20 protein-coding genes are annotated in these 19,496 nt (G+C 52.5%); 19 read left to right on the forward strand and 1 reads right to left on the reverse strand.

The features are described 5' to 3' along the window. Together prmA and BJU60_RS00315 are read left to right on the forward strand one after the other, a co-directional pair. On the forward strand, positions 1 to 939 hold the full coding sequence (gene prmA / locus BJU60_RS00310) for a 50S ribosomal protein L11 methyltransferase (RefSeq protein WP_070326982.1): 939 nt from the start codon (positions 1 to 3) through the stop codon (positions 937 to 939). Between the two features lie 3 nt (positions 940 to 942). Beyond that, the gene (locus BJU60_RS00315; protein WP_070326983.1) at positions 943 to 1,689 is read left to right on the forward strand and encodes a 16S rRNA (uracil(1498)-N(3))-methyltransferase; all 747 of its coding nucleotides are present in this window, start codon (positions 943 to 945) and stop codon (positions 1,687 to 1,689) included. A 99-nt stretch (positions 1,690 to 1,788) separates the two neighbouring features. On the opposite strand, the gene BJU60_RS00320 is transcribed toward BJU60_RS00315, so the two are convergent. Beyond that, positions 1,789 to 5,457: a S8 family serine peptidase gene (locus BJU60_RS00320; protein WP_070326984.1), complete on the reverse strand. Its 3,669-nt coding sequence runs from the start codon at positions 5,455 to 5,457 to the stop codon at positions 1,789 to 1,791. Between the two features lie 338 nt (positions 5,458 to 5,795). Here BJU60_RS00320 and BJU60_RS00325 point away from each other — a divergent pair, with 338 nt between their 5' ends. From BJU60_RS00325 to recO, 17 genes are all read left to right on the forward strand, one after another. Then, a complete protein-coding gene (locus BJU60_RS00325) occupies positions 5,796 to 6,440 on the forward strand; it encodes a class I SAM-dependent methyltransferase (RefSeq protein WP_070326985.1) in 645 nt (214 codons plus the stop codon). Beyond that, positions 6,437 to 6,904 (forward strand): S-ribosylhomocysteine lyase, encoded by a 468-nt coding sequence (locus BJU60_RS00330; protein WP_070326986.1) that lies wholly within the window; start codon positions 6,437 to 6,439, stop codon positions 6,902 to 6,904. The genes BJU60_RS00325 and BJU60_RS00330 overlap by 4 nt, the downstream gene beginning before the upstream one ends. Position 6,905: 1 nt before the next feature. Continuing rightward, positions 6,906 to 7,844, forward strand: coding sequence for a PLP-dependent cysteine synthase family protein (locus BJU60_RS00335; RefSeq protein WP_070326987.1), 939 nt, complete (start codon positions 6,906 to 6,908; stop codon positions 7,842 to 7,844). Continuing rightward, positions 7,810 to 8,967 (forward strand): bifunctional cystathionine gamma-lyase/homocysteine desulfhydrase, encoded by a 1,158-nt coding sequence (locus BJU60_RS00340; protein ID WP_070326988.1) that lies wholly within the window; start codon positions 7,810 to 7,812, stop codon positions 8,965 to 8,967. The genes BJU60_RS00335 and BJU60_RS00340 overlap by 35 nt, the downstream gene beginning before the upstream one ends. Before the next feature lie 147 nt (positions 8,968 to 9,114). Next, positions 9,115 to 9,978: an EamA family transporter RarD gene (gene rarD / locus BJU60_RS00345; protein ID WP_070327895.1), complete on the forward strand. Its 864-nt coding sequence runs from the start codon at positions 9,115 to 9,117 to the stop codon at positions 9,976 to 9,978. 77 nt (positions 9,979 to 10,055) lie between these two features. Next, on the forward strand, positions 10,056 to 10,721 hold the full coding sequence (deoC, locus tag BJU60_RS00350; protein WP_070326989.1) for a deoxyribose-phosphate aldolase: 666 nt from the start codon (positions 10,056 to 10,058) through the stop codon (positions 10,719 to 10,721). Between the two features lie 79 nt (positions 10,722 to 10,800). Continuing rightward, complete coding sequence (gene rpsU / locus BJU60_RS00355; protein WP_286203271.1) at positions 10,801 to 10,995, forward strand: 30S ribosomal protein S21; 195 nt, start codon at positions 10,801 to 10,803, stop codon at positions 10,993 to 10,995. Positions 10,996 to 11,028: 33 nt separating this feature from the next. Then, positions 11,029 to 11,478: a GatB/YqeY domain-containing protein gene (locus BJU60_RS00360; RefSeq protein ID WP_070326991.1), complete on the forward strand. Its 450-nt coding sequence runs from the start codon at positions 11,029 to 11,031 to the stop codon at positions 11,476 to 11,478. 136 nt (positions 11,479 to 11,614) lie between these two features. After that, the gene (locus BJU60_RS00365) at positions 11,615 to 12,127 is read left to right on the forward strand and encodes an NfeD family protein (RefSeq protein ID WP_070326992.1); all 513 of its coding nucleotides are present in this window, start codon (positions 11,615 to 11,617) and stop codon (positions 12,125 to 12,127) included. Next, positions 12,124 to 13,104 (forward strand): flotillin-like protein FloA, encoded by a 981-nt coding sequence (gene floA / locus BJU60_RS00370; protein WP_016508066.1) that lies wholly within the window; start codon positions 12,124 to 12,126, stop codon positions 13,102 to 13,104. Before BJU60_RS00365 ends, floA begins: the two co-directional genes overlap by 4 nt. Before the next feature lie 5 nt (positions 13,105 to 13,109). Further along, positions 13,110 to 13,574: a hypothetical protein gene (locus BJU60_RS00375; RefSeq protein WP_070326993.1), complete on the forward strand. Its 465-nt coding sequence runs from the start codon at positions 13,110 to 13,112 to the stop codon at positions 13,572 to 13,574. A gap of 134 nt (positions 13,575 to 13,708) precedes the next feature. Further along, a complete protein-coding gene (locus tag BJU60_RS00380) occupies positions 13,709 to 14,665 on the forward strand; it encodes a PhoH family protein (RefSeq protein WP_070327896.1) in 957 nt (318 codons plus the stop codon). Positions 14,666 to 14,682: 17 nt separating this feature from the next. Further along, a complete protein-coding gene (locus tag BJU60_RS00385; protein WP_236633362.1) occupies positions 14,683 to 16,764 on the forward strand; it encodes an HD family phosphohydrolase in 2,082 nt (693 codons plus the stop codon). Then, the gene (ybeY, locus tag BJU60_RS00390; protein ID WP_070326995.1) at positions 16,742 to 17,218 is read left to right on the forward strand and encodes an rRNA maturation RNase YbeY; all 477 of its coding nucleotides are present in this window, start codon (positions 16,742 to 16,744) and stop codon (positions 17,216 to 17,218) included. Before BJU60_RS00385 ends, ybeY begins: the two co-directional genes overlap by 23 nt. A 17-nt stretch (positions 17,219 to 17,235) precedes the next feature. Further along, positions 17,236 to 17,556: a diacylglycerol kinase family protein gene (locus tag BJU60_RS00395; RefSeq protein ID WP_255417716.1), complete on the forward strand. Its 321-nt coding sequence runs from the start codon at positions 17,236 to 17,238 to the stop codon at positions 17,554 to 17,556. A 34-nt stretch (positions 17,557 to 17,590) separates the two neighbouring features. Further along, the gene (gene era / locus BJU60_RS00400; RefSeq protein ID WP_070326997.1) at positions 17,591 to 18,499 is read left to right on the forward strand and encodes a GTPase Era; all 909 of its coding nucleotides are present in this window, start codon (positions 17,591 to 17,593) and stop codon (positions 18,497 to 18,499) included. 3 nt (positions 18,500 to 18,502) lie between these two features. Then, positions 18,503 to 19,252 (forward strand): DNA repair protein RecO, encoded by a 750-nt coding sequence (gene recO, locus BJU60_RS00405; protein ID WP_070326998.1) that lies wholly within the window; start codon positions 18,503 to 18,505, stop codon positions 19,250 to 19,252. Positions 19,253 to 19,496 lie beyond the last annotated feature (244 nt).

Consider the following 19,496-nt stretch of genomic DNA (forward strand, 5'->3'; position numbering starts at 1 on the left):
ATGAAATGGTCTGAAATTTGTGTCCACACGACACAGCAGGCAGTCGAAGCCGTATCAAATTTACTACATGAAGTGGGGGCACAAGGTGTCGTCATCGAGGACGTCGAAGACTACGACCGGATGATGGCAGAAGATCATTTCGGAGAGATTTGGGACGAATCCGGCCGTGATACGTATCCAACGTCGGGTGTTCACGTGAAAGCGTACGTTCCTGTCTCAGGCGACTTACCGGACACGCTCTCGACACTGAAAAAAGAAATTGAACGGCTACGCAATATCTTTGAAGTCGGCGCCGGTACCGTGACGGCGCTCGAGATGGATGAGGAGGACTGGGCCCACTCGTGGAAGCAGTACTATAAACCGGTCAAAATCTCGCAACACCTCACGATCGTTCCGCTGTGGGAAGAATACGTGCCACAACCGGAAGAGAACGTGATCTTGCTCGACCCGGGTATGGCGTTCGGGACCGGGACGCACCCGACGACGATGCTGTGCATTCAAGCGATCGAGAACTATATCCAACCGGGTGACCGCTTGATCGATGTCGGGACGGGCTCAGGCGTACTTGCCATCGCGGCGGCGAAGCTTGGCGCGGAACGAGTCGAGGCGCTCGATTTGGATGCGGTCGCGGTCGAATCGGCCCGCCAAAACGTCGAGACGAACGGCGTTCTAGACGTCGTCGACGTCAAGACGGGTGATTTGTTGAAAGGGATGAGCGGTGAGTATGACTTGATCGTCGCCAACATTTTAGCTGACGTCATCATGCTGTTCGTTGACGATGCTTACGTGCGCGTCAAACCAGGCGGCTATTTCATCACGTCGGGCATCATCGGCCAAAAACGAGATGAAGTGACGGCAGCGCTCAAGGCGGCTGGATTCTCGATCGAAGAGACGCGAGTCATGGAAGACTGGGTCGCCATCATCGCGAAGAAGGGGTAAGCCATGCAACGCTATTTCTTACAACGTGATGCGTTTAAAACAGACACGGTCGCATTGCCGCAAGACGTCGTCCATCATATCGGGACGGTGTTGCGGGCGGGACCGGGTTATCAGATGGTGTTGTTAGACGGTACAGGTGTCGAGTACGTCTGTGAGGTGGTCGCGCTCGAAAAAAAATCGGGGACGGCAAAAGTACTCGAAGCGCGGCAGGCGACGACTGAACTGCCCGTTGATGTGACGCTCGCCTACGCACTGCCGAAAGGTGATAAAGTCGAGCTCGTCGCTCAGAAGGCGACTGAGCTCGGGTTGCATCACTTGAAGTTATTTGAGTCGAAACGATCGGTCGCGAAATGGGACGCTAAAAAAGCCCCGAAGAAAGTCGATCGCTTGCAGAAGATCATGCAAGAAGCGGCCGAACAGTCGTACCGTGCCGTCGTACCGACGTGCGCGTACGTCTCGTCGCGTGACCTGTTAGACGACTTTTCTAATTACGATGTGGTCGTCATCGCTTATGAAGAGTCGGCGAAGCAAGGTGAACAAGCGGCGCTCGCGGCTGTCTTCAAAGCGCTTGAACGCGGACAGCGTCTCCTGCTGATCGTCGGTCCTGAAGGCGGATTTGACGAGCAGGAGATTGACGCCTGGACGAATCAAGGCGCGCGTCCGTGTGCGTTCGGTCCCCGGATTTTGCGCACCGAGACGGCTCCGCTCTATGCGTTAGCGGCGTTGTCGTATGCGCTTGAATTGAAGTGAACACGAAATCAGCTCCCGCAAACTGCGGGAGCTGATTTTATGTTTAATGACCACATGACAAGAGCCCTCGTCTAGGCGAGGGCTCTTCTTCATGACCGATTATTTTTTGAACAACGTGATCGTCTTCGTCGTCACGTTGCCGGCGAGGTCGACCGCTTCGAACGTGAACGTATTCTCTCCTGACGTCACAGGAAGCGTGACTTTTTCAGTTCTTGAGAAAGCGCGCATCTCGTAAGGTGCTTTTAGTGCCTGGCTGAATTTCAAATCACCGTTCACGAGGAGCTTCACTTCATCAAAATTATCTTTGACAGTCACGTTGACGTTGACCGCAGTTTGTTTTTTCCCGATTTGTTTCGGTAGTTTCCCGATCTCGATGACGGCTGGTGTCGCATCGACGAAAATCGTCCGTTGGAAGTTGGCGACGTTTCCAGCCGCATCCTCAGCTACGAAGCGGAGTTTGTGCACGCCGTCTATAAATGTCCGATTCGTACTGAAGTCATACCGTTTCGTTGTTTCATTCCATGTGAGCGGGACATCAATCCCATCGACTTGGAATGAGTTGATGTTTGATGCGTCTTGAATCGATCCTTTGATGGGGACGATTGACGTCGCGTAAGGTGACAAAGCGAGCGGCGCGTCCAAGAAGACGCCAGGTTTTTCTGAATCCGTCGAATAGGCGACTGTTTTGGTCGTGCTATTTCCGGCATGGTCGGTGACGCGGACGCTGACTTCATCGGTCTCACTAAGTGGCGACGTGAAGGCATGACTGGCCGACCCGTTTGCAAGTTTGGCGACAGACTTACCGTTCAAGAAGTATTCGACAGAATGGATACCAGAGAAGTCGTCGTTCGCTTTTACGGACAAACTGTCATCTTGCCACTTCGCCGAGAACGTCGGATCTGTATAGTCGACTTTAACCGGGAAGCGGAGCGTCTGTGCCTCTTTTTTCATGTAATCGATGCTCGCTTCGATCTCATAGAAGTACTTGCCGGCCGGGGCCGGGTTACCGTTCAATCGTCCGTCCCATTTGTAGTCGGCTGAGTAGTAGTAAGGTGTATTGCGTCCGCCATCGAAGTAGTTTTTACGCAACTCGTCATCTTGCCGGAGCGTGCGGACGACATCGCCTGACTCGTCGACGATGCGATATTTGACGTCTTTGGCGTTACGAAGGAGCGAGAAGACCGGTGTCGCCACATCTTTTACGTTGTCCCCGTCAGGAGAGAACGCGATTGCGTCGGAAGTGAACGACTCATCTAGGTTCATGCCCAAATAATTCCCTGTCTGATCGACCATTCCAGCCGTCTGATAGAACGATCCTGATTCATAGATGGAAGCGTCAAAGATTGGTGCTTTGCCCCAGTCGCCTTCGAAACCGACGAACGGTACGACGAGTCCTGGATTGCCTTCTGCCCCGTTCACATCGGTCAAGCGCACGAAACCGTCGACGAAATAGCCGTTTTCAAATACGTCTTTGGCCGAGACGAGACCGCTCAGCGTCTTTGGATTGAGAACCTGCGCTTTCGAGACGTCGAGCGCGATTTTGAGTTCTACTGTTTGCTTCGCTTTCAGTTTGACCGTACTTGCTTTCTTCCCGTTGATCGTCACGCTGGCGTTTTGGAGTGGTTGGGCCTCCATCGCATTTTGAATCGTCCCGGCCGTCCGTTCGATGGCGAGGTCGGTCTGAAGTGAAGACAAAACATCGTATGACACGGCTTTGTCGGATAAGTTCTCGACAACAAGGGTGAACGTCGCTTTGCTTCGGTTGAGTTCTTTTAAGGCAACTTTTGCTTCTTTTGTTGTCTTTTCATAGGCGACGGCTGGCGTTGAGACGGCCGCGTGCAATTGCATCAAACCGGCTCCTCCCCGACGCGGCGTGTATGGGAGGTTCTGATTCAACTGTTGGTTGTATGGACCGATATCAGTCACGGCTTTCGATGTGTTGATCAACAAATTCTTCGCCATCGTTACCCGAGCCGTACCGCTTAAAGCGAACTCGCGGTCGACACGTTCGAGCACGAGCGCGGCGCCTCCTGCGACGTGTGGTGCAGCCATCGACGTTCCGCTCATCAATCCGTATTGATCGTCATTCAACGTCGAGAAGATTTGTCCGCCTGGCGCCGAGATTTCAGGTTTGAAATCGAGGTTTGGTGTCACACCCCACGAAGTGAAGTTAGACAGTGAACCGGCTGCACGGTTAGCGACGCTAATGCGGTCACCTGCGAATTTAATGTTCATTTGTTCACCGGCAACGAGTCGCTGTTGAAGCTCATTTCCGTCTTTAATGCTGAGTGACGCCATCGGGATTTGTGGGTTCGCTAGCGCCATACTGACGTAATCACCATGACCGACGGCACCGCGGACGATGACACCGGCAGCCCCGTTCGCTTCGGCTGTCTTTTGAATGTTCGAGTAGAAATAGGCGCCGTCACGCACCGCGAAGACGATCTTCCCTTTCACGTCTTTCCCGACGTATTGACCAGGCTGTCCGTCACCGACATGGACGAGTTCATAGTCCCCGTTCGTGAAAGCTGGGCCATCTTGTTTCTTCCATCCGATTTTATCGGTCTTGTCACCGGATTGAATCGAGAAAGCGTCCAATTGGATTTGGTCGTTCTCGAGTGAGGCGACTGAAGTCGAGGCCGAGCTCACGCTCGGAGCGCCGACGACGCCGGTATCCGGATTGTTCGCATAAGGGAGATCGTATCCGTTTCCGAAGTACGCCGAGTTACCAGCTGAGATCGACATGAAGACACCGTTATCGACAGCACGCTGTACCGCTTGTTGCTCGGGTGAGTCGGCATCGACGAAACCGGCCGTCGATCCGAGACTCATATTGATGACGTCGGCGCCGAGTTTGATGGCATCGTCGATCGCTTTAATATAGATATCGCCGTACGTCGAGGCGTAGTTCGGGTCGTTGCTGAATACTTTGAGACCGAGTACTTGCGATTCTGGAGCGACACCTTTCAAACCGCCAGTCGCCTCATCCCCGTTGGCCGCGACCGTACCCGATACGTGCATCCCGTGCATCGAGGCGCCAGGGGAATCATCGCGAATATCATCGTTCTCGTCGTAATAGTTATAAGCATAAGGAACTTTCTCGTTTATGTAGGCTCCCGGCAAACCGAACTCACTGACTGCCGCCTCGACCTCGCCTTGCGTGAGCTCCGCTTTTGTATCGTCGGTTAAGCGGAAGTCGCGATGGTCTGCATCGACACCCGTATCGATGACGGCGACGATCGTTCCTTCGCCGGTATACCCATAGTCGCCCCATGTCTGTTGCGATTGGACCATGCCGTTACTCGTTACCATATCCGGTTTGACCTCGGGACGCTCGTATTCATTGACGATATGGACGTGAGCGACTTCAGGTAACGCTTCAACTTTCTGGACGTCTGTAGCCGAGAGCAGCGTACTGAATCCGTTGAAGACGGTCGTGAACTCTCCAATCGTTTCTGCTTTCACACCTTTTTTTGAGATGGCGGCTTTCGCTTTTTTCTGTTCGGCTTTGACGAGCCCGTGAGCATTGTCTTTCTCGGCCTTCGTCAATTCATTGAATTTTTTCCCTTTCTTTTTTGCTTGTTCGATGGCAGGTGCACCGACGAGTTCGACGACGACACGCAATTTTTCTTGCTTGTCGGCGATCTCAGCGTTCGGCGTAACGGATCGTTTGGCAAGTACCGGATCTGTTCCGAGTCCGAGCAGCCCAGGTGTCAACGCCAGGCATGTCGCAAGGGAGACGTTTACATAAAATTTAAAGTTTGGCAATTTGAAAATCCTCCAATCGTTTAATTGAGAAGTATATGTATTTGTGGAAAATGATAGCTGAATACAGGGCGATAATCGCTCGTTTTTTTCGAAAACAAGGTAATGAATTTGAACAAATTTAAAAATTCTGACAATTACTTTCGGCCTATCTTTTACTAAAATAGCTAGGTCTAAATTCACGCGTTCAACTCAAGTTTCAAAATTTGGGCGTGATATGCCCTCGAATAAAATGATTCGAACAATTCGCTTGAGATTTTTTTTGAAAATTGGTATGGTCTGAATAGATAAAACATATAAAACTTATCGACATAGTCGGAATAAAGCGATGGGGTGGAGCAATGGGATTACAGTTCATGGACATTTTTAAGGAATGGGCAACGCAATACGACACGACCGTGGCCGGACATGACGAGCAATATAAAGAAGTGTTCGCAGGTTATGAGGAGATGTTGAGCGAGGTCGTGGATCATCTCGAAGGGAAGGTTATGGAGTTCGGAGTCGGGACCGGGAACTTAAGTATGAAGATTTTAGAACGTCACGAGCTGGTTGCGGTCGAACCGTCACCGGAGATGCGGGCTGTCGCCGCCGAAAAACTTGAGATTGATATTATCGACGGTGACTTTTTAAACTATCCGACGACAGAGCAGATAGATACGATCGTGTCGTCATACGCGTTTCACCATCTGACGGATGAAGAGAAACGGACAGCGATTCAAGGTTACGTCGAGCAGCTCGATTCACCGCGATTCGTCTTACTCGACACGATGTTCGCCTCACAAAAGGCGAAGCGAGACATTCTCGACTGGGCGAGCATGAACGGTTACGACGATTTAATCGAAGACTTGAATCGTGAGTTTTATCCGTACACGCAAACGATCCAAGCAATGCTCGAAGCGAACGGCTATACGGTCTCGCTGACACAAAAAAATAAATTCGTCTGGCTCGTCGTGGCCACGAAACAATCTGGAGGAACTCAATCATGAAAAGTTATAAAGTCGAAAGTTTTAATTTGGACCATACAAAAGTACAAGCGCCTTACGTCCGTTTAGCGGGTGTGAAAAAAGGGACGGCCGATACGATCTATAAATACGACATTCGTTTCATCCAACCGAACGAGGGACTCATGCCGATGCGGGCCGTCCATTCGCTCGAGCACTTGATCGCTGAGAACAGCCGCAGTCACTCGGACCAAATCATCGACGTCTCGCCGATGGGTTGCCAGACTGGTTTTTATTGGACGATGTTGAACGATGGAGACTACGAAGCGATGCTCGACCTCGTCGAGGCGACACTCCGTGATGCAGCAAATGCGACGGAGTTGCCGGCGCAAAACCCGATCCAATGCGGTAGCGCCAACCACCACGACTTTGAGGGCGCAAAAAAATTAGCGGCCGACATGCTCGCGAAACGTGACGAGTGGCACATCATCTTTAAGGACGAGGCGTAATATGCTCGTCAATAACGTCTATGAACTGATCGGGGACACGCCGCTGCTCGAGTTACGGACGTTGCCTGTTCCGAAAGGCGTTAAAATATACGGCAAGCTCGAGATGATGAATCCAGGCGGGAGTGTGAAAGACCGGCTCGGGCTTCATTTAATCGAACAAGCGCTTGAACGCGGCCAACTCGAACGGGGTGGTACGGTCGTCGAGCCGACGGCAGGGAATACCGGCATCGGGCTCGCCCTCGCCTGTCAGCGGTACGGGGTGAACTTGATCACGGTCACGCCTGAAAAGTTTAGTCAAGAGAAGCAAGCGCTCATGTCATTGCTTGGCGCGACTGTCATTAACACGGAAACCGAGCTCGGGATGAAGGGTGCGATCGAGCGGGCCAAAGCGCTGGCGGTTGAACATAACGCCTATTTACCGGAACAGTTCTCGAATCCGGATAACCCGGATACGTATGTCGATTCACTCGCCCGAGAGTTATTGCAAGATATACCGAATATCGACGTCTTCATCGCCGGCGCGGGCTCGGGTGGCACGTTCACTGGGGTCGCCGCGGTTTTGAAAAACCACGGCACCCGCAACGTTGTCGTTGAGCCCGAAGGATCAATCTTAAACGGTGGGCAACCAGGGCCCCATAAAACAGAAGGAATCGGTGTCGAGAAGTGGCCTCCATTTTTAGATCGTGAACTCGTCGATGGGATTTATACGATTTCTGATGATGACGCGTTTTATTACGTCGCCCATTTGGCGAAGCAAGAAGGACTGCTCGTCGGAAGTTCTTCCGGTGCGGCCATCGCCGCCTGTGTGCAAGAAGCAAACCGGATGACCGAAGGTGTGATCGTCACGATTTTACCGGACAGTGTCGAACGATATTTAAGTCAAGGAATAGTCAAGGAGGCAGAACATGCGTACAAAAACAGCGCTTATTCACGGCGGTAAGACGACGGACCCGTTGACGGGTGCCGTGACACCAGCCATCTATCAAACGAGTACTTATAAACAAGACGGAATCGGCAATTTGCGGGACGGGTATGAATATTCGCGGACGGCTAACCCGACGCGGACGGCGCTTGAGACGCTGATCGCCGACATCGAAGGCGGGGCGCGTGGTTTTGCGTTCGCTTCAGGGATGGCCGCCATCTCAACGATTCTCATGTTAATGAAATCAGGGGACCACGTCATCGTCGGTTCTGACGTATATGGGGGAACGTACCGTGTATTCAATCGAGTATTTCAATCACTTGGCTTGGAAGCATCTTTTGTCGATACGTCTGACGCGGCGGCAGTCCGCGAAGCCGTTCAACCGAACACGAAAATGATTTATGTCGAGACGCCGACGAATCCGCTCTTGAACGTCACGGACATGCGGAGTGTGCGTGACATTGCGACCGAGGCCGACGTCTTGTTCGTCGTCGACAATACGTTCATGACACCGTATTTCCAAAATCCGATTGAGTTCGGTGCGGACTACGTCTTGCACAGTGCCACGAAATATTTAGGTGGACATAGTGACGTCGTCGCCGGACTCGTCGTCGCCCGGACAGAAGAACTTGGGGAACGTTTGGCGTTCCTACAAAACTCGGTCGGAGCCGTGCTCGGACCGCAAGACAGCTTCCTCGTCGTGCGCGGCATCAAGACGCTCGCGGTCCGGATGGAAGAGATCGAGACGAACGCGCTCGCACTCGTCGAGTTCTTGACGTCTCACGAGGCGATCAGCCGGGTGTTGCACCCGAGCATTGCCGGCGAGACGGCGAAACAAGTCCATCTGTCACAAGCCCGAGGCTTTGGCGGCATGATCGCTTTTGACGTCGGCTCGGCCGAAGCGGCAGAGACGGTCGTTGCGAAAACGAACTACTTCACGCTCGCTGAAAGTCTCGGTGCGGTCGAGAGCTTGATCAGCGTGCCGGCACGGATGACACATGCCTCGATTCCGGCCGAACGTCGGGCAGAACTCGGCATCACGGACGGGCTCGTCCGTATCTCTGTCGGACTTGAAGACGTGAACGATTTGATTGAAGACTTGGAGCAAGCACTTGCGGCCTTGACGACAATCACGAGCTGAATGAACGTGTGACACGAGGTGCGCTCTCAGAGCGCGCCTCTTTTGTCGTGGGAAGGGTGGAAGAAATCGCTTGAATGTCCGAAACGCATCGACTAAACTGACGATAATTGATTAGGAGAGCGGGTGAACGGATTGAATAAAGGAGTCATGCCCACAATCGGTGCGTACGTCATGTGGGGCATCCTGCCGATCTATTGGAAGTTTCTACAGGAAATACCGAGCAGTCAAATCCTCGCCCACCGTATCGTCTGGTCGTTTCTATTCATTTTACTCGTCTTGAAATGGACGAAACAGTGGACTGAATTCAATTATGCGCTCAGACATCGGGCGACGCGGAACGCCTTTATGTTGAACGGCTTTATCGTCAGTGCGAACTGGTTTGTCTACATATGGGCGGTCAATCACGGCTATATCATCGAGGCATCGCTCGGATATTACATCAATCCGCTCGTCAGCATGGTGTTAGGTGTCCTCGTTTTTCGGGAATCATTAAACCGAGTCCAATGGCTCGCGGTCGGTGTCGCGACGGTCGGGGTGCTCGTCTTGACGTTCGGTTATGGGTCGTTCCCGTGGATTGCTTTCATATTGGCGAGTACGTTCGGGTTTTACGGAATGGTCAAAAAACGGCGGCCGCTTGCGTCGACGGTCAGTCTAGGTATCGAGACGCTCGCGGTCGTTCCGGTCGCGGTCATCTTCCTCGCCTTCGAAACGTCGCGCGGCGGGCTCACGATGACGGGCGAACCGATTGTCTGGGCCGCGCTCTTAGGCACGGGCGTCATGACGGCGTTGCCGCTCCTGTTGTTCGGTTACGGGGCGCAACATATCCCGTTCACGCTCGTCGGTTTTTTACAGTTCATCGCCCCGACGCTCAGTCTGGCGATCGGTGTCATCTTGTACGACGAACCGTTCACGACGTATCATATTTTCGCGTTCACATGCATCTGGATCGCCATCTTTTTCTTCAGTTGGAACAGCTGGGTCCAAACGCGAAAACGCCGTCAACTTGCATGAAGTGAAAGCTGTTACATTTCTCAAAAACATGATAATATGTTAGATGTCAGACCTATATGTCAGAGGAGGAATTTATTATGGAATTAGCACGTTATATCGACCACACGGCCTTGAAGGCAGAAACAACGAAAGATCAAGTCACAAAACTATGTGCAGAGGCACTTGAGTACAAATTCGCGAGCGTTTGTGTCAACCCGACATGGGTCGCTTACGCTGCCGAGCAACTTAAATTAGATGAGGACGTCAAAGTTTGTACGGTCATCGGATTCCCGCTCGGTGCGAACACACCTGAAGTGAAAGCGTTCGAAACGAAAGATGCGATTGCCAACGGCGCAGACGAAGTCGACATGGTCATCAACATCAGCGCGATGAAAGACGGCGATTTCGACCTCGTCGAACGCGACATCCGTGCCGTCGTCGAAGCAGCAAACGGTACGCTCGTCAAAGTCATCTTTGAAACGTGCCTGCTTACTAAAGAAGAAATCAAAAAAGCGGCTGAACTGTCAGTCAAAGCGGGTGCAGACTTCGTGAAAACGTCGACTGGATTCTCAACTGGCGGCGCTACCGTCGAAGACATCCGACTCATGCGTGAGACGGTCGGACCGGATCTTGGCGTCAAAGCATCAGGCGGCGTTCGTGATTTCGCAGGCGCACAAGCGATGATCGATGCTGGTGCAACGCGCATTGGCGCTTCTGCCGGAATTGCCATCGTCACAGGCGGGCGTTCGGACAGCGATTATTAATTGAAGTAGTAGTTGACCACACGACTTAATTTCACTATAATGTGGTATGACGTGTGAAACACGTTTCCTTAGTCGTGTAATTCGGAGGGAGGGAAAACTAGTGGAAACTCGTGTCCGTAAAAACGAATCGCTTGAAGACGCTCTTCGTCGTTTCAAACGCGGTGTTGCGAAAGATGGCACTCTTGCCGAAGTTCGCAAACGTCGTCACTACGAAAAGCCAAGCGTAAAACGTAAATTGAAATCAGAAGCTGCTCGCAAGAACAAGAAATTCTGATTGAAGTTTCTTTTGTAGAGAGGGTGTTGGCTCATGAGTCTGCAAGAACGCTTGACGGACGACATGAAGCAAGCCATGCGCGCTAAACAGAAAGATCGTCTCACGACGATCCGGATGGTCAAAGCGTCGCTCCAGAACGAGGCCATCAAACTTGGTCGACAAGATCTTACTGAGGAAGAGGAGCTCACGGTGCTCAACCGAGAGATGAAACAGCGCAGAGACTCCCTCCGAGAATTCGAAAGCGCTGGTCGTGAAGACCTTGCTTCTAAAGTAGCTGATGAAATTGTCGTACTAGAGGTCTACATGCCTAAGCAACTCTCTGAAGACGAAGTCACAGCAATCGTCAAGGCAGCAATTGCCGAGACGAACGCTGCGGGTCCGTCCGATATGGGTAAGGTGATGGGCGTCGTCATGCCACAAGTTAAAGGCAAGGCTGACGGTGGTCTTGTGAACCGAATTGTCAAACAACAATTGACGAATTAATGATAAAAGGCAGGGAACTTTGGAGAAATCCAAAAGTTTCTGCCTTTTTTTGCGTATTATGAAACCACATTCAATCTTGTTTCGTATACACTAGAGATAAGAGGTAGCTTTGGATTTGGAAGGGGGTAGCAATACGATGACATTTGGTCTCGGAGTGATTCTGACGGTGTTTTTCGTCGGGATTGTCCTTCTTGGAATTGAAGTGTTCGTTGCCGGTTTTGGATTGTTCGGGGTCCTCGGGATAGGCGCCGTCGTGGCGAGTTTGATTATGGCAGGTGCCACGATCGGGCAGCTTTGGCTGTCACTTGGTTTAGCGACGGCGCTTGTTGCGGGACTCGGGTTTTGGGCGTACCGTCGACTGCAGTCGAATCGCTCGCTCATGTATAAAGGTTTGATTTTGACCGATTCGACGTCGACTGATAAGGGGTATTTGTCTCATGACGACCGGAAACGGTTGCTTGGGAAAGTCGGTGTCACATTGACGCCGCTTCGTCCAGCAGGTACTGCTGAGATTGAAGGCGAACGAATCGACGTTGTGGCAGAAGGTAGCTATCTCGATGAACAAACAAAAATTGAGGTGTATAAAGTCGACTCAGGACGCGTTGTCGTCCGACGCTTTGTAGAACCGAAGGAGGATGTAACAGAATGACACCAGAACTATTAAGCACGTTACTCATCACAGGTGGGGGATTGATCGCGCTCGCCGTGTTCTTCACGTTTGTACCGGTCGGGCTGTGGATCAGCTCGTTTGCTTCAGGCGTCCACGTCTCCATCTTCACATTGATCGGGATGCGACTTCGTCGCGTCGTCCCGTCTAAAATCATCAACCCGCTCATCAAAGCCGTCAAAGCAGGCATCGGTTTGAACACGAACCAGCTCGAGAGTCACTTTTTAGCCGGTGGTAACGTCGACCGTGTCGTCAACGCTTTGATCGCGGCGCACCGTGCCGATATCGAGTTATCGTTCGAACGTGCCGCCGCCATCGACCTTGCTGGCCGGAACGTGTTAGAAGCCGTTCAGATGTCGGTTAACCCGAAAGTCATCGAGACACCGTTCATCGCTGGTGTGGCGATGGATGGGATCGAAGTGAAAGCGAAAGCCCGGATCACGGTTCGTGCCAACATCGACCGCCTCGTCGGGGGTGCCGGTGAAGAAACGATCATCGCCCGTGTCGGTGAAGGGGTCGTCTCGACGATCGGTTCGCAACATAACCATAAGCACGTGCTTGAGAACCCGGACATGATTTCACGTACCGTATTGACGAAAGGTCTCGATTCAGGGACGGCGTTTGAAATCTTGTCGATCGATATCGCCGACATTGATATCGGTAAAAACATCGGCGCGGTGCTCCAAACCGACCAAGCCGAGGCAGATAAGAAAATTGCGCAGGCGAAAGCCGAGGAACGTCGCGCGATGGCGATCGCCCGCGAGCAAGAGATGAAGTCATCGGTCGAAGAAATGCGCGCCAAAGTTGTCGCGGCCGAGGCGGAAGTACCGCTCGCGATGGCAGATGCGCTTCGTAACGGCAAGCTTGGGGTCATGGATTACGTCAACTACTTGAACGTCCAAGCGGATACGCAAATGCGTAATGCGATCGGGCACCCAGTCGAATCTGATAGAGAGTAATCGATATGGATGGATTATGGATCTTACTATTAGTCGCCTTCGGGGTCGCTTCCGCGGTCATGAAGCGACTTGAGAAGTCGTCATCTACAGGAGAAAAGCCACCGAGCACGGATCTGAAACGGTATTTGGATACGGTCGGCGACATGGTGAAAGAAGTCGATGGACCACTCAACGATCCGCGAGACGAACGGCAGAACAAAGTACCGCAAAAAGTTCGTCGTCGTGTCGCGATTCCGGTCGAAAATTCAGACCGGCACGAGTTTGATCCGAATCGGCACGCACCAAAGTCGCGTGAGTCGCTCCCGAAAGTGAGCGCTGCGTTCGAACAGGCAGTCAAAATCCCTCCGATAACGGAAGCGACCGATTCACGACAGACAGCGCAACCGCGCATTACGATGAAGCAAGCGCGTCAAGCCATCGTCTGGAGTGAGATTCTTCAGCCGCCGGTCTCGAAACGCCGCCGTCGGTAATTTTTTTAGCAGTGACTCGATGTCACTGCTTTTTTTGTGGCTCGAGCTAACGGTCTTTCTTTCACGAACGGCATGATAGTGCTAAAGTAAAGAAGGAACAATCTATAGATGAGGGGGAGAAACATCCATTGATTATGACAGATAAGATACCGTTCGTCATGGAACATGCGAGCGAAGCGCAGGCACTCCTCGGACCGAAAGATGAGGTGTTCCATGCGATCGAGGCCGAGCTTGCCGTCGCACTTACGCCTCGTGGCGAAGAGCTGATCATCCAAGCCGATAGCGCGGAGACGCTCGAATTGACGAAAAGTGTGATCAAGACGTTGCAACAACTCGTTAAACAAGGTGCACGGTTGAACGAGGGCGATGCGATCAGTGTCATCCAACATATTAAGATCGGCAAAGGGGAAGAACTGCTCGAACATTATGGCCGCGTCGTCTTCACGACGAACAAAGGGAAACCGATCCGGGCGAAGACGGTCGGACAGAGCCGTTACGTCCGGGCCATCGAGAAACGCGACCTCGTATTCGGGATCGGGCCGGCCGGGACCGGGAAGACGTATTTGGCGGTCGTCCTGGCTGCGCGGGCGCTGAAAGAAGGTCAAGTGAAACGGATCATTTTGACGCGTCCTGCCGTCGAGGCGGGTGAGAACCTCGGTTTCTTGCCGGGAGACTTAAAAGAGAAAGTCGACCCCTACTTACGACCGCTCTATGACGCCTTGTTTGACGTCTATGGTGTCGAACACACGAACCGTCTGCTCGAGCGAGGGACGATCGAAGTCGCCCCGCTCGCTTACATGCGCGGACGGACGCTTGAAGATGCGTTCGTCATTTTGGATGAGGCGCAGAATACGACGAAAGAACAGATGAAAATGTTTTTGACACGGCTCGGGTTCGGGTCGAAGATGGTCGTCACCGGTGATTTGACGCAAGTCGATTTACCGAGAGGGAAAGCGTCGGGACTTCAAGAAGCGCTCCATCTCCTCGAAGGGGTCGACGGGATTCACTTCGAACACTTTAGCGCCTCAGACGTCGTGCGGCATCCGCTCGTCAAAAAAATCATCAACGCCTACAGTACAGATATTACATGACGAAAGGGGGGGCACTGATGCAGCAAGCACGTCATTGGACGGTCGCCACAATCTCCGTCCTCTTTTTTCTCATCCTTGGCGCAATTCTCTACTTTACGGTGCGCCCATCAATCATCAGCGTAGAGCCGCTTGGCATCGCCGCACAAGATATCCGCTCCCCGATCACGATCGAGGACAGGGTCGCGTCGGACCGTCTGAGACAAGACGCGACGAACGCCGTCGGAAGTCAGTTCTCATTACGCCGTGAATTCGCCGATCAACAGATTGCCAAAATCGAGCAATTGTTCGCGGCGTTCGAAGACACGGATGAGGACACTGAACTGTCTGATATCAAAAATCGATTGAATTCTACAGAAGTGAACGGGCTCCTTGCAGACGATGAGTTGAACTCACTCCTGGAGGCGACCGTGAACACGCGTCGTACCGTCGAAGACGTCGCCGTGACGGCGCTTCAAGAAGTCATGGCCAATCGGATCGAAACGAGTTCCGAGTCGATTGCCGAGGCGAGAGACCGGGCGTCGACGGTCATCGACCAATCACCGTTGTCGTTAGAATTCCGAGCGGTCGCGACGAGTTTAAGTGACCAACTGATCGTCCCGAACTATGTCTTCGATTCGGAAGCGACTCGTCAGAAAGAACAAGAAGCGATCGACGCCGTTGAACCGGTCATCATTCAAGAAGGACAGCTCCTCGTCAACCAAGGGGAAGTCGTGACCCGTGAAATCTATCGGAAGCTCGAATTGACCGGTGCGATTGACCCGAACCGTTCGTTCGCGCCTTTGTTCGGTGCCTATTTGCTCAGCGGACTCTTGACGGTCGGATTTTTATTCATGCTGATCCGTTCAAAAATTCAAGAACTTTTGCTCCGACCTAAAATTTTGATTACTGTCTATGGCCTACTATTGCTGCAACTAGGTATTTTCTTCGGCGTCGGTTATATCGGGATCGAGTTCACGACGTATGCGTACGTCATCGCCCCGACGGCGTTCGTCGTCTTATTGCTCCGTATCTTAGTCGATGAACGGGTCGCGTTGGCTTCGGCGCTCATCACGATGATCGCTGGTTCAATTGTTGCGAGCTTTGGCCAAAATACGAGCTTTATGACGGTCGTTTACTTTGCGACCGGGAGTTTCCTGGCTGTCTTTTTGGTCGAACCGAAGATTCAACGGAAACGCTTGTTCCTTTCAGGCGTCTTGCTCGGAATCATCAACATCATCATGGTGCTCGCGCTCCTGTTCTTGCGGAACACGCAAGTGACGTGGGAGATGGTCGCCTATTTATCCGGTTTCGCGATCACGAGCGCCTTGCTGTCGATCGTTCTCACGTTCGGCTTCCTGCCGTTTCTAGAGCCTTGGTTCGGCGTATTGTCGTCCGGACGCCTAGTCGAATTGATGAGCCCGACGCATCCGCTGCTGCGAAAACTGTTGATGGAGGCGCCGGGAACGTATCACCATAGCATGATGGTCGCCAATCTCGCCGAGTCGGCGTGTGAGGCGATCGGGGCCGATGGTCTGCTCGCCCGGGTCGCGAGTTATTATCACGACCTCGGCAAGACGGAACGGCCGCTCCACTTTATCGAGAATCAACAAAACGGCGTGAACCCGCACGACCGGCTCACACCGGAAGAGTCGGCCGACATCATTATGGCGCATCCTTACGACGGCTCTGATTTGTTGCGGCGCTATAAACTGCCGAAAGAGATTATCGACATCGCCGAGCAACATCACGGGACGTCGCTGCTCAAGTTCTTTTATGTTAAAGCGAAAGAGTCACGAGACGTGTCGGAGTCACGTTTCCGTTACCCGGGACCGAAACCGCAGTCGCGTGAGGCGGCGGTCGTCATGATCGTCGATTCGATTGAAGCAGCGGTTCGGTCGCAAAAACAACCGACACCGGAGCGGATACGTCAGCTCGTCAGCTCGATCATTCGCGACAAGCTTCAAGACGGTCAGTTCGAAGAGTGTGACTTGACGACGAAAGAAGTGTGGCGTGTCGGCGAGAGTGCATGCGAGACGTTGACCGGCTTGTTCCATGAACGGATCGAATACCCAGAACTAAAGAAAGAAGGCGAATTACATGCAAATCATCTCGAACGATGAACAAGGGTTGTTGACCGAGTCTCAGCTCGAGTTAGTCGAATCGATTTTAGTTCACGCGGCCTTGGCTGAACAAGTCGAAGAACCGAGTGAACTGTCAGTCACATTTTTAACGAATGACGAGATTCAAGTGATCAACCAGGAGTGGCGCGGCAAAGACGCGCCGACGGACGTCATCAGCTTTGCTTTTGACGAGATGGGAGAAGAAGAGATGGACTTCATGCTTGATGAGGATGAACCCCGTCTATTGGGCGACATCGTCATCTCGGTGGAGCGGTGCCGCGAGCAAGCGGCGGACTACGGTCATTCGTTCGAACGTGAACTCGGTTTCTTGGCGATCCATGGCTTTCTCCATTTGCTCGGCTACGACCATATGACGCCAGAAGAAGAAGCCGAGATGACGGCGCGTCAGGAGCAAGTGCTCGCTCATTTTGAGTTGAAGCGAGGCGAGGTGTGAATCCGTTCTGGTTTGCGGTGCACGGGATCGTGCACGCAGTGCGAACCGAACGGAACATGCTGATTCACCTCATTGCAAGCTTGCTCGTCGGATTGTTCTGTTGGTGGCTCCCGACGACAACGCTTGAAAACCTCATCTTGTTCGGTTGGGTCGTGCTTGTCATCGCTCTCGAATTGATGAACACGGCCGTCGAACGGACGGTCGATCTCGTGACGAAAGATATCGAGCCGCTCGCCAAACAAGCGAAAGACGTCGCGGCGGGCTCGGTCCTCGTCGCTTCGGGCGGAGCAGCCGTAACAGCGCTCGTCATTTTCGGACCGTATTTATTCGCTTTATAATCAATGTATTGGAAATTTAGAAAGCAGGTGCACTATGTATCAAGAAGGTTTTAAATCAGGTTTTGTTTCAATTATCGGACGTCCGAACGTCGGGAAATCGACGTTCTTGAACCGGGTCATCGGTCAAAAGATCGCCATCATGTCAGACAAACCCCAGACGACACGTAACAAGGTCCAAGGTGTCTATACGACAGACGACACGCAAATCATCTTCATCGACACGCCAGGGATCCATAAACCGAAGCACCGTCTCGGTGACTTCATGATGAAAGTGGCGACGAACGCGTTGCGCGAAGTCGACGCGATTTTGTTCATGGTCAATGTCACAGAGCCGCGCGGTGCCGGTGACGAGTTCATCATCGAGAAGTTGAAAGGACTCGACACACCGATCATCCTTGTGATGAACAAAATCGATTTGATTCACCCGGACGAGATCCCCGCTGTCATCGAACAGTATACGAATCAACTTGATTTCGCGGCGTACGTTCCGATTTCAGCCTTGCAAGGCAATAACGTCGAACCGCTCATCGGTGAGATCAAGAAGCTGCTGCCTGAAGGGCCGATGTACTATCCGGCCGATCAAGTGACGGATCACCCGGAGCGCTTCATCATCTCGGAACTGATTCGCGAGAAAGTGCTCCATAACACGCGCGATGAGATCCCGCATTCGATCGCGGTCAACATCGAATCGATCAAGAAACGAGACAACTCGGACATGGTCGACGTCGAAGCCGTCATCATGGTCGAGCGTGACTCGCAAAAAGGAATCGTCATCGGCAAGAAAGGTGCGATGCTCCGTCAGGTCGGGACGGAAGCGCGTCATGACATCGAGCTCTTGCTCGGTACGAAAGTCTATTTAAACTTATGGGTGAAAGTCCAAAAAGATTGGCGCAATAAGATGGGCCAACTCCGTGACCTCGGTTTCCGCGACGACGAGTATTGAGCCATGTTACAAAAAGTCACGGGCATCGTCATTCGGACCGTCAATTATGGTGAATCCAACAAAGTCGTGACAATCTTCACAGAAGAGCTCGGGAAAGTCGCCGTCATGGCACGGGGTGCGAAAAAGCCGGGGAGCCGGCTGCACGCATCGAGCCAACCGTTCGTCGAAGCCGTTTATATCTTTCCGGCGAGCCGTGGTCTCGGTCAACTCAAGTCGTCTGACGTGATCACGTCATACCCGGAAGTGCGAAAAGATGTCGAGCGGATGGCGTATGCCGTGTACTTGCTCGAACTCGTCGATAAAACTGTCGAAGATCGAGTCCCGAACCGGCCGTTATACCGAATTTTGAATGACGCGCTCCAAGCGCTGAACGCTGGAATGGACCCAGAGATCATCACCCATCATTTCGAGCTCAGAATTATGTATCTGCTCGGTGTCGCCCCGGTCTTGACCGGTTGTGTCCGGTGCAACGATGTGACCGACCCGATGTTCTTTTCCGTGACGTCGGGCGGGTTTCTCTGTTCGCGTCACCAAGAAACAGGGTCGATTCAGATGAGTGAGCGGCTGGCGAAGTTACTTTACTTGTTGAGCCGGCATGAGCTGTCAGAGTTTAGTAACGTCCCGTTGACGAAGGAGACACGTCTCCTGTTACGGCAACTGTTTGATGCCTATATGGACTCTTACAGCGGATTGAACCTCAAGACGAAACGGGTCCTCGATCAGATGCAGCGACTTTACTTGAACGATGATTGACAATTCATGCAAGGTTCGATACCATAATCTACGATTAGACAAATGAAATAGCGTGCGCTGTGAAGGAAAATGAGTAGTTCTTAAATCATGGGTAAAGCGAGTTCGGGAAGGTGAGAGCCGAACGCCATGAAGAGAGCGAATGGCGATTCCGGAGCGCCCCAATCCAAAGAGTGGCCTCGATACCGAGGCAAGTAGGGTGGAACCGCGGGTAATCCCGTCCCTATGTGCATGGCACATAGGGGCG

Origin of the sequence: Exiguobacterium aurantiacum (assembly GCF_001766415.1) — a bacterium.
GTDB classification, from domain to species: domain Bacteria; phylum Bacillota; class Bacilli; order Exiguobacteriales; family Exiguobacteriaceae; genus Exiguobacterium; species Exiguobacterium aurantiacum_A.

Bases quoted from the DNA above. Each gene is read 5' to 3' on its own strand.
- BJU60_RS00360 (WP_070326991.1), top strand. From the start codon at position 11,029: ATGAGTCTGCAAGAACGCTTGACGGACGACATGAAGCAAGCCATGCGC.
- prmA (WP_070326982.1), top strand. From the start codon at position 1: ATGAAATGGTCTGAAATTTGTGTCCACACGACACAGCAGGCAGTCGAA.
- BJU60_RS00315 (WP_070326983.1), top strand. From the start codon at position 943: ATGCAACGCTATTTCTTACAACGTGATGCGTTTAAAACAGACACGGTC.
- ybeY (WP_070326995.1), top strand. From the start codon at position 16,742: ATGCAAATCATCTCGAACGATGAACAAGGGTTGTTGACCGAGTCTCAG.
- recO (WP_070326998.1), top strand. From the start codon at position 18,503: ATGTTACAAAAAGTCACGGGCATCGTCATTCGGACCGTCAATTATGGT.
- BJU60_RS00330 (WP_070326986.1), top strand. From the start codon at position 6,437: ATGAAAAGTTATAAAGTCGAAAGTTTTAATTTGGACCATACAAAAGTA.
- floA (WP_016508066.1), top strand. From the start codon at position 12,124: ATGACACCAGAACTATTAAGCACGTTACTCATCACAGGTGGGGGATTG.
- era (WP_070326997.1), top strand. From the start codon at position 17,591: ATGTATCAAGAAGGTTTTAAATCAGGTTTTGTTTCAATTATCGGACGT.
- BJU60_RS00335 (WP_070326987.1), top strand. From the start codon at position 6,906: ATGCTCGTCAATAACGTCTATGAACTGATCGGGGACACGCCGCTGCTC.
- deoC (WP_070326989.1), top strand. From the start codon at position 10,056: ATGGAATTAGCACGTTATATCGACCACACGGCCTTGAAGGCAGAAACA.
- rarD (WP_070327895.1), top strand. From the start codon at position 9,115: ATGCCCACAATCGGTGCGTACGTCATGTGGGGCATCCTGCCGATCTAT.
- BJU60_RS00340 (WP_070326988.1), top strand. From the start codon at position 7,810: ATGCGTACAAAAACAGCGCTTATTCACGGCGGTAAGACGACGGACCCG.
- BJU60_RS00380 (WP_070327896.1), top strand. From the start codon at position 13,709: ATGACAGATAAGATACCGTTCGTCATGGAACATGCGAGCGAAGCGCAG.
- BJU60_RS00385 (WP_236633362.1), top strand. From the start codon at position 14,683: ATGCAGCAAGCACGTCATTGGACGGTCGCCACAATCTCCGTCCTCTTT.
- BJU60_RS00375 (WP_070326993.1), top strand. From the start codon at position 13,110: ATGGATGGATTATGGATCTTACTATTAGTCGCCTTCGGGGTCGCTTCC.
- BJU60_RS00365 (WP_070326992.1), top strand. From the start codon at position 11,615: ATGACATTTGGTCTCGGAGTGATTCTGACGGTGTTTTTCGTCGGGATT.
- BJU60_RS00325 (WP_070326985.1), top strand. From the start codon at position 5,796: ATGGGATTACAGTTCATGGACATTTTTAAGGAATGGGCAACGCAATAC.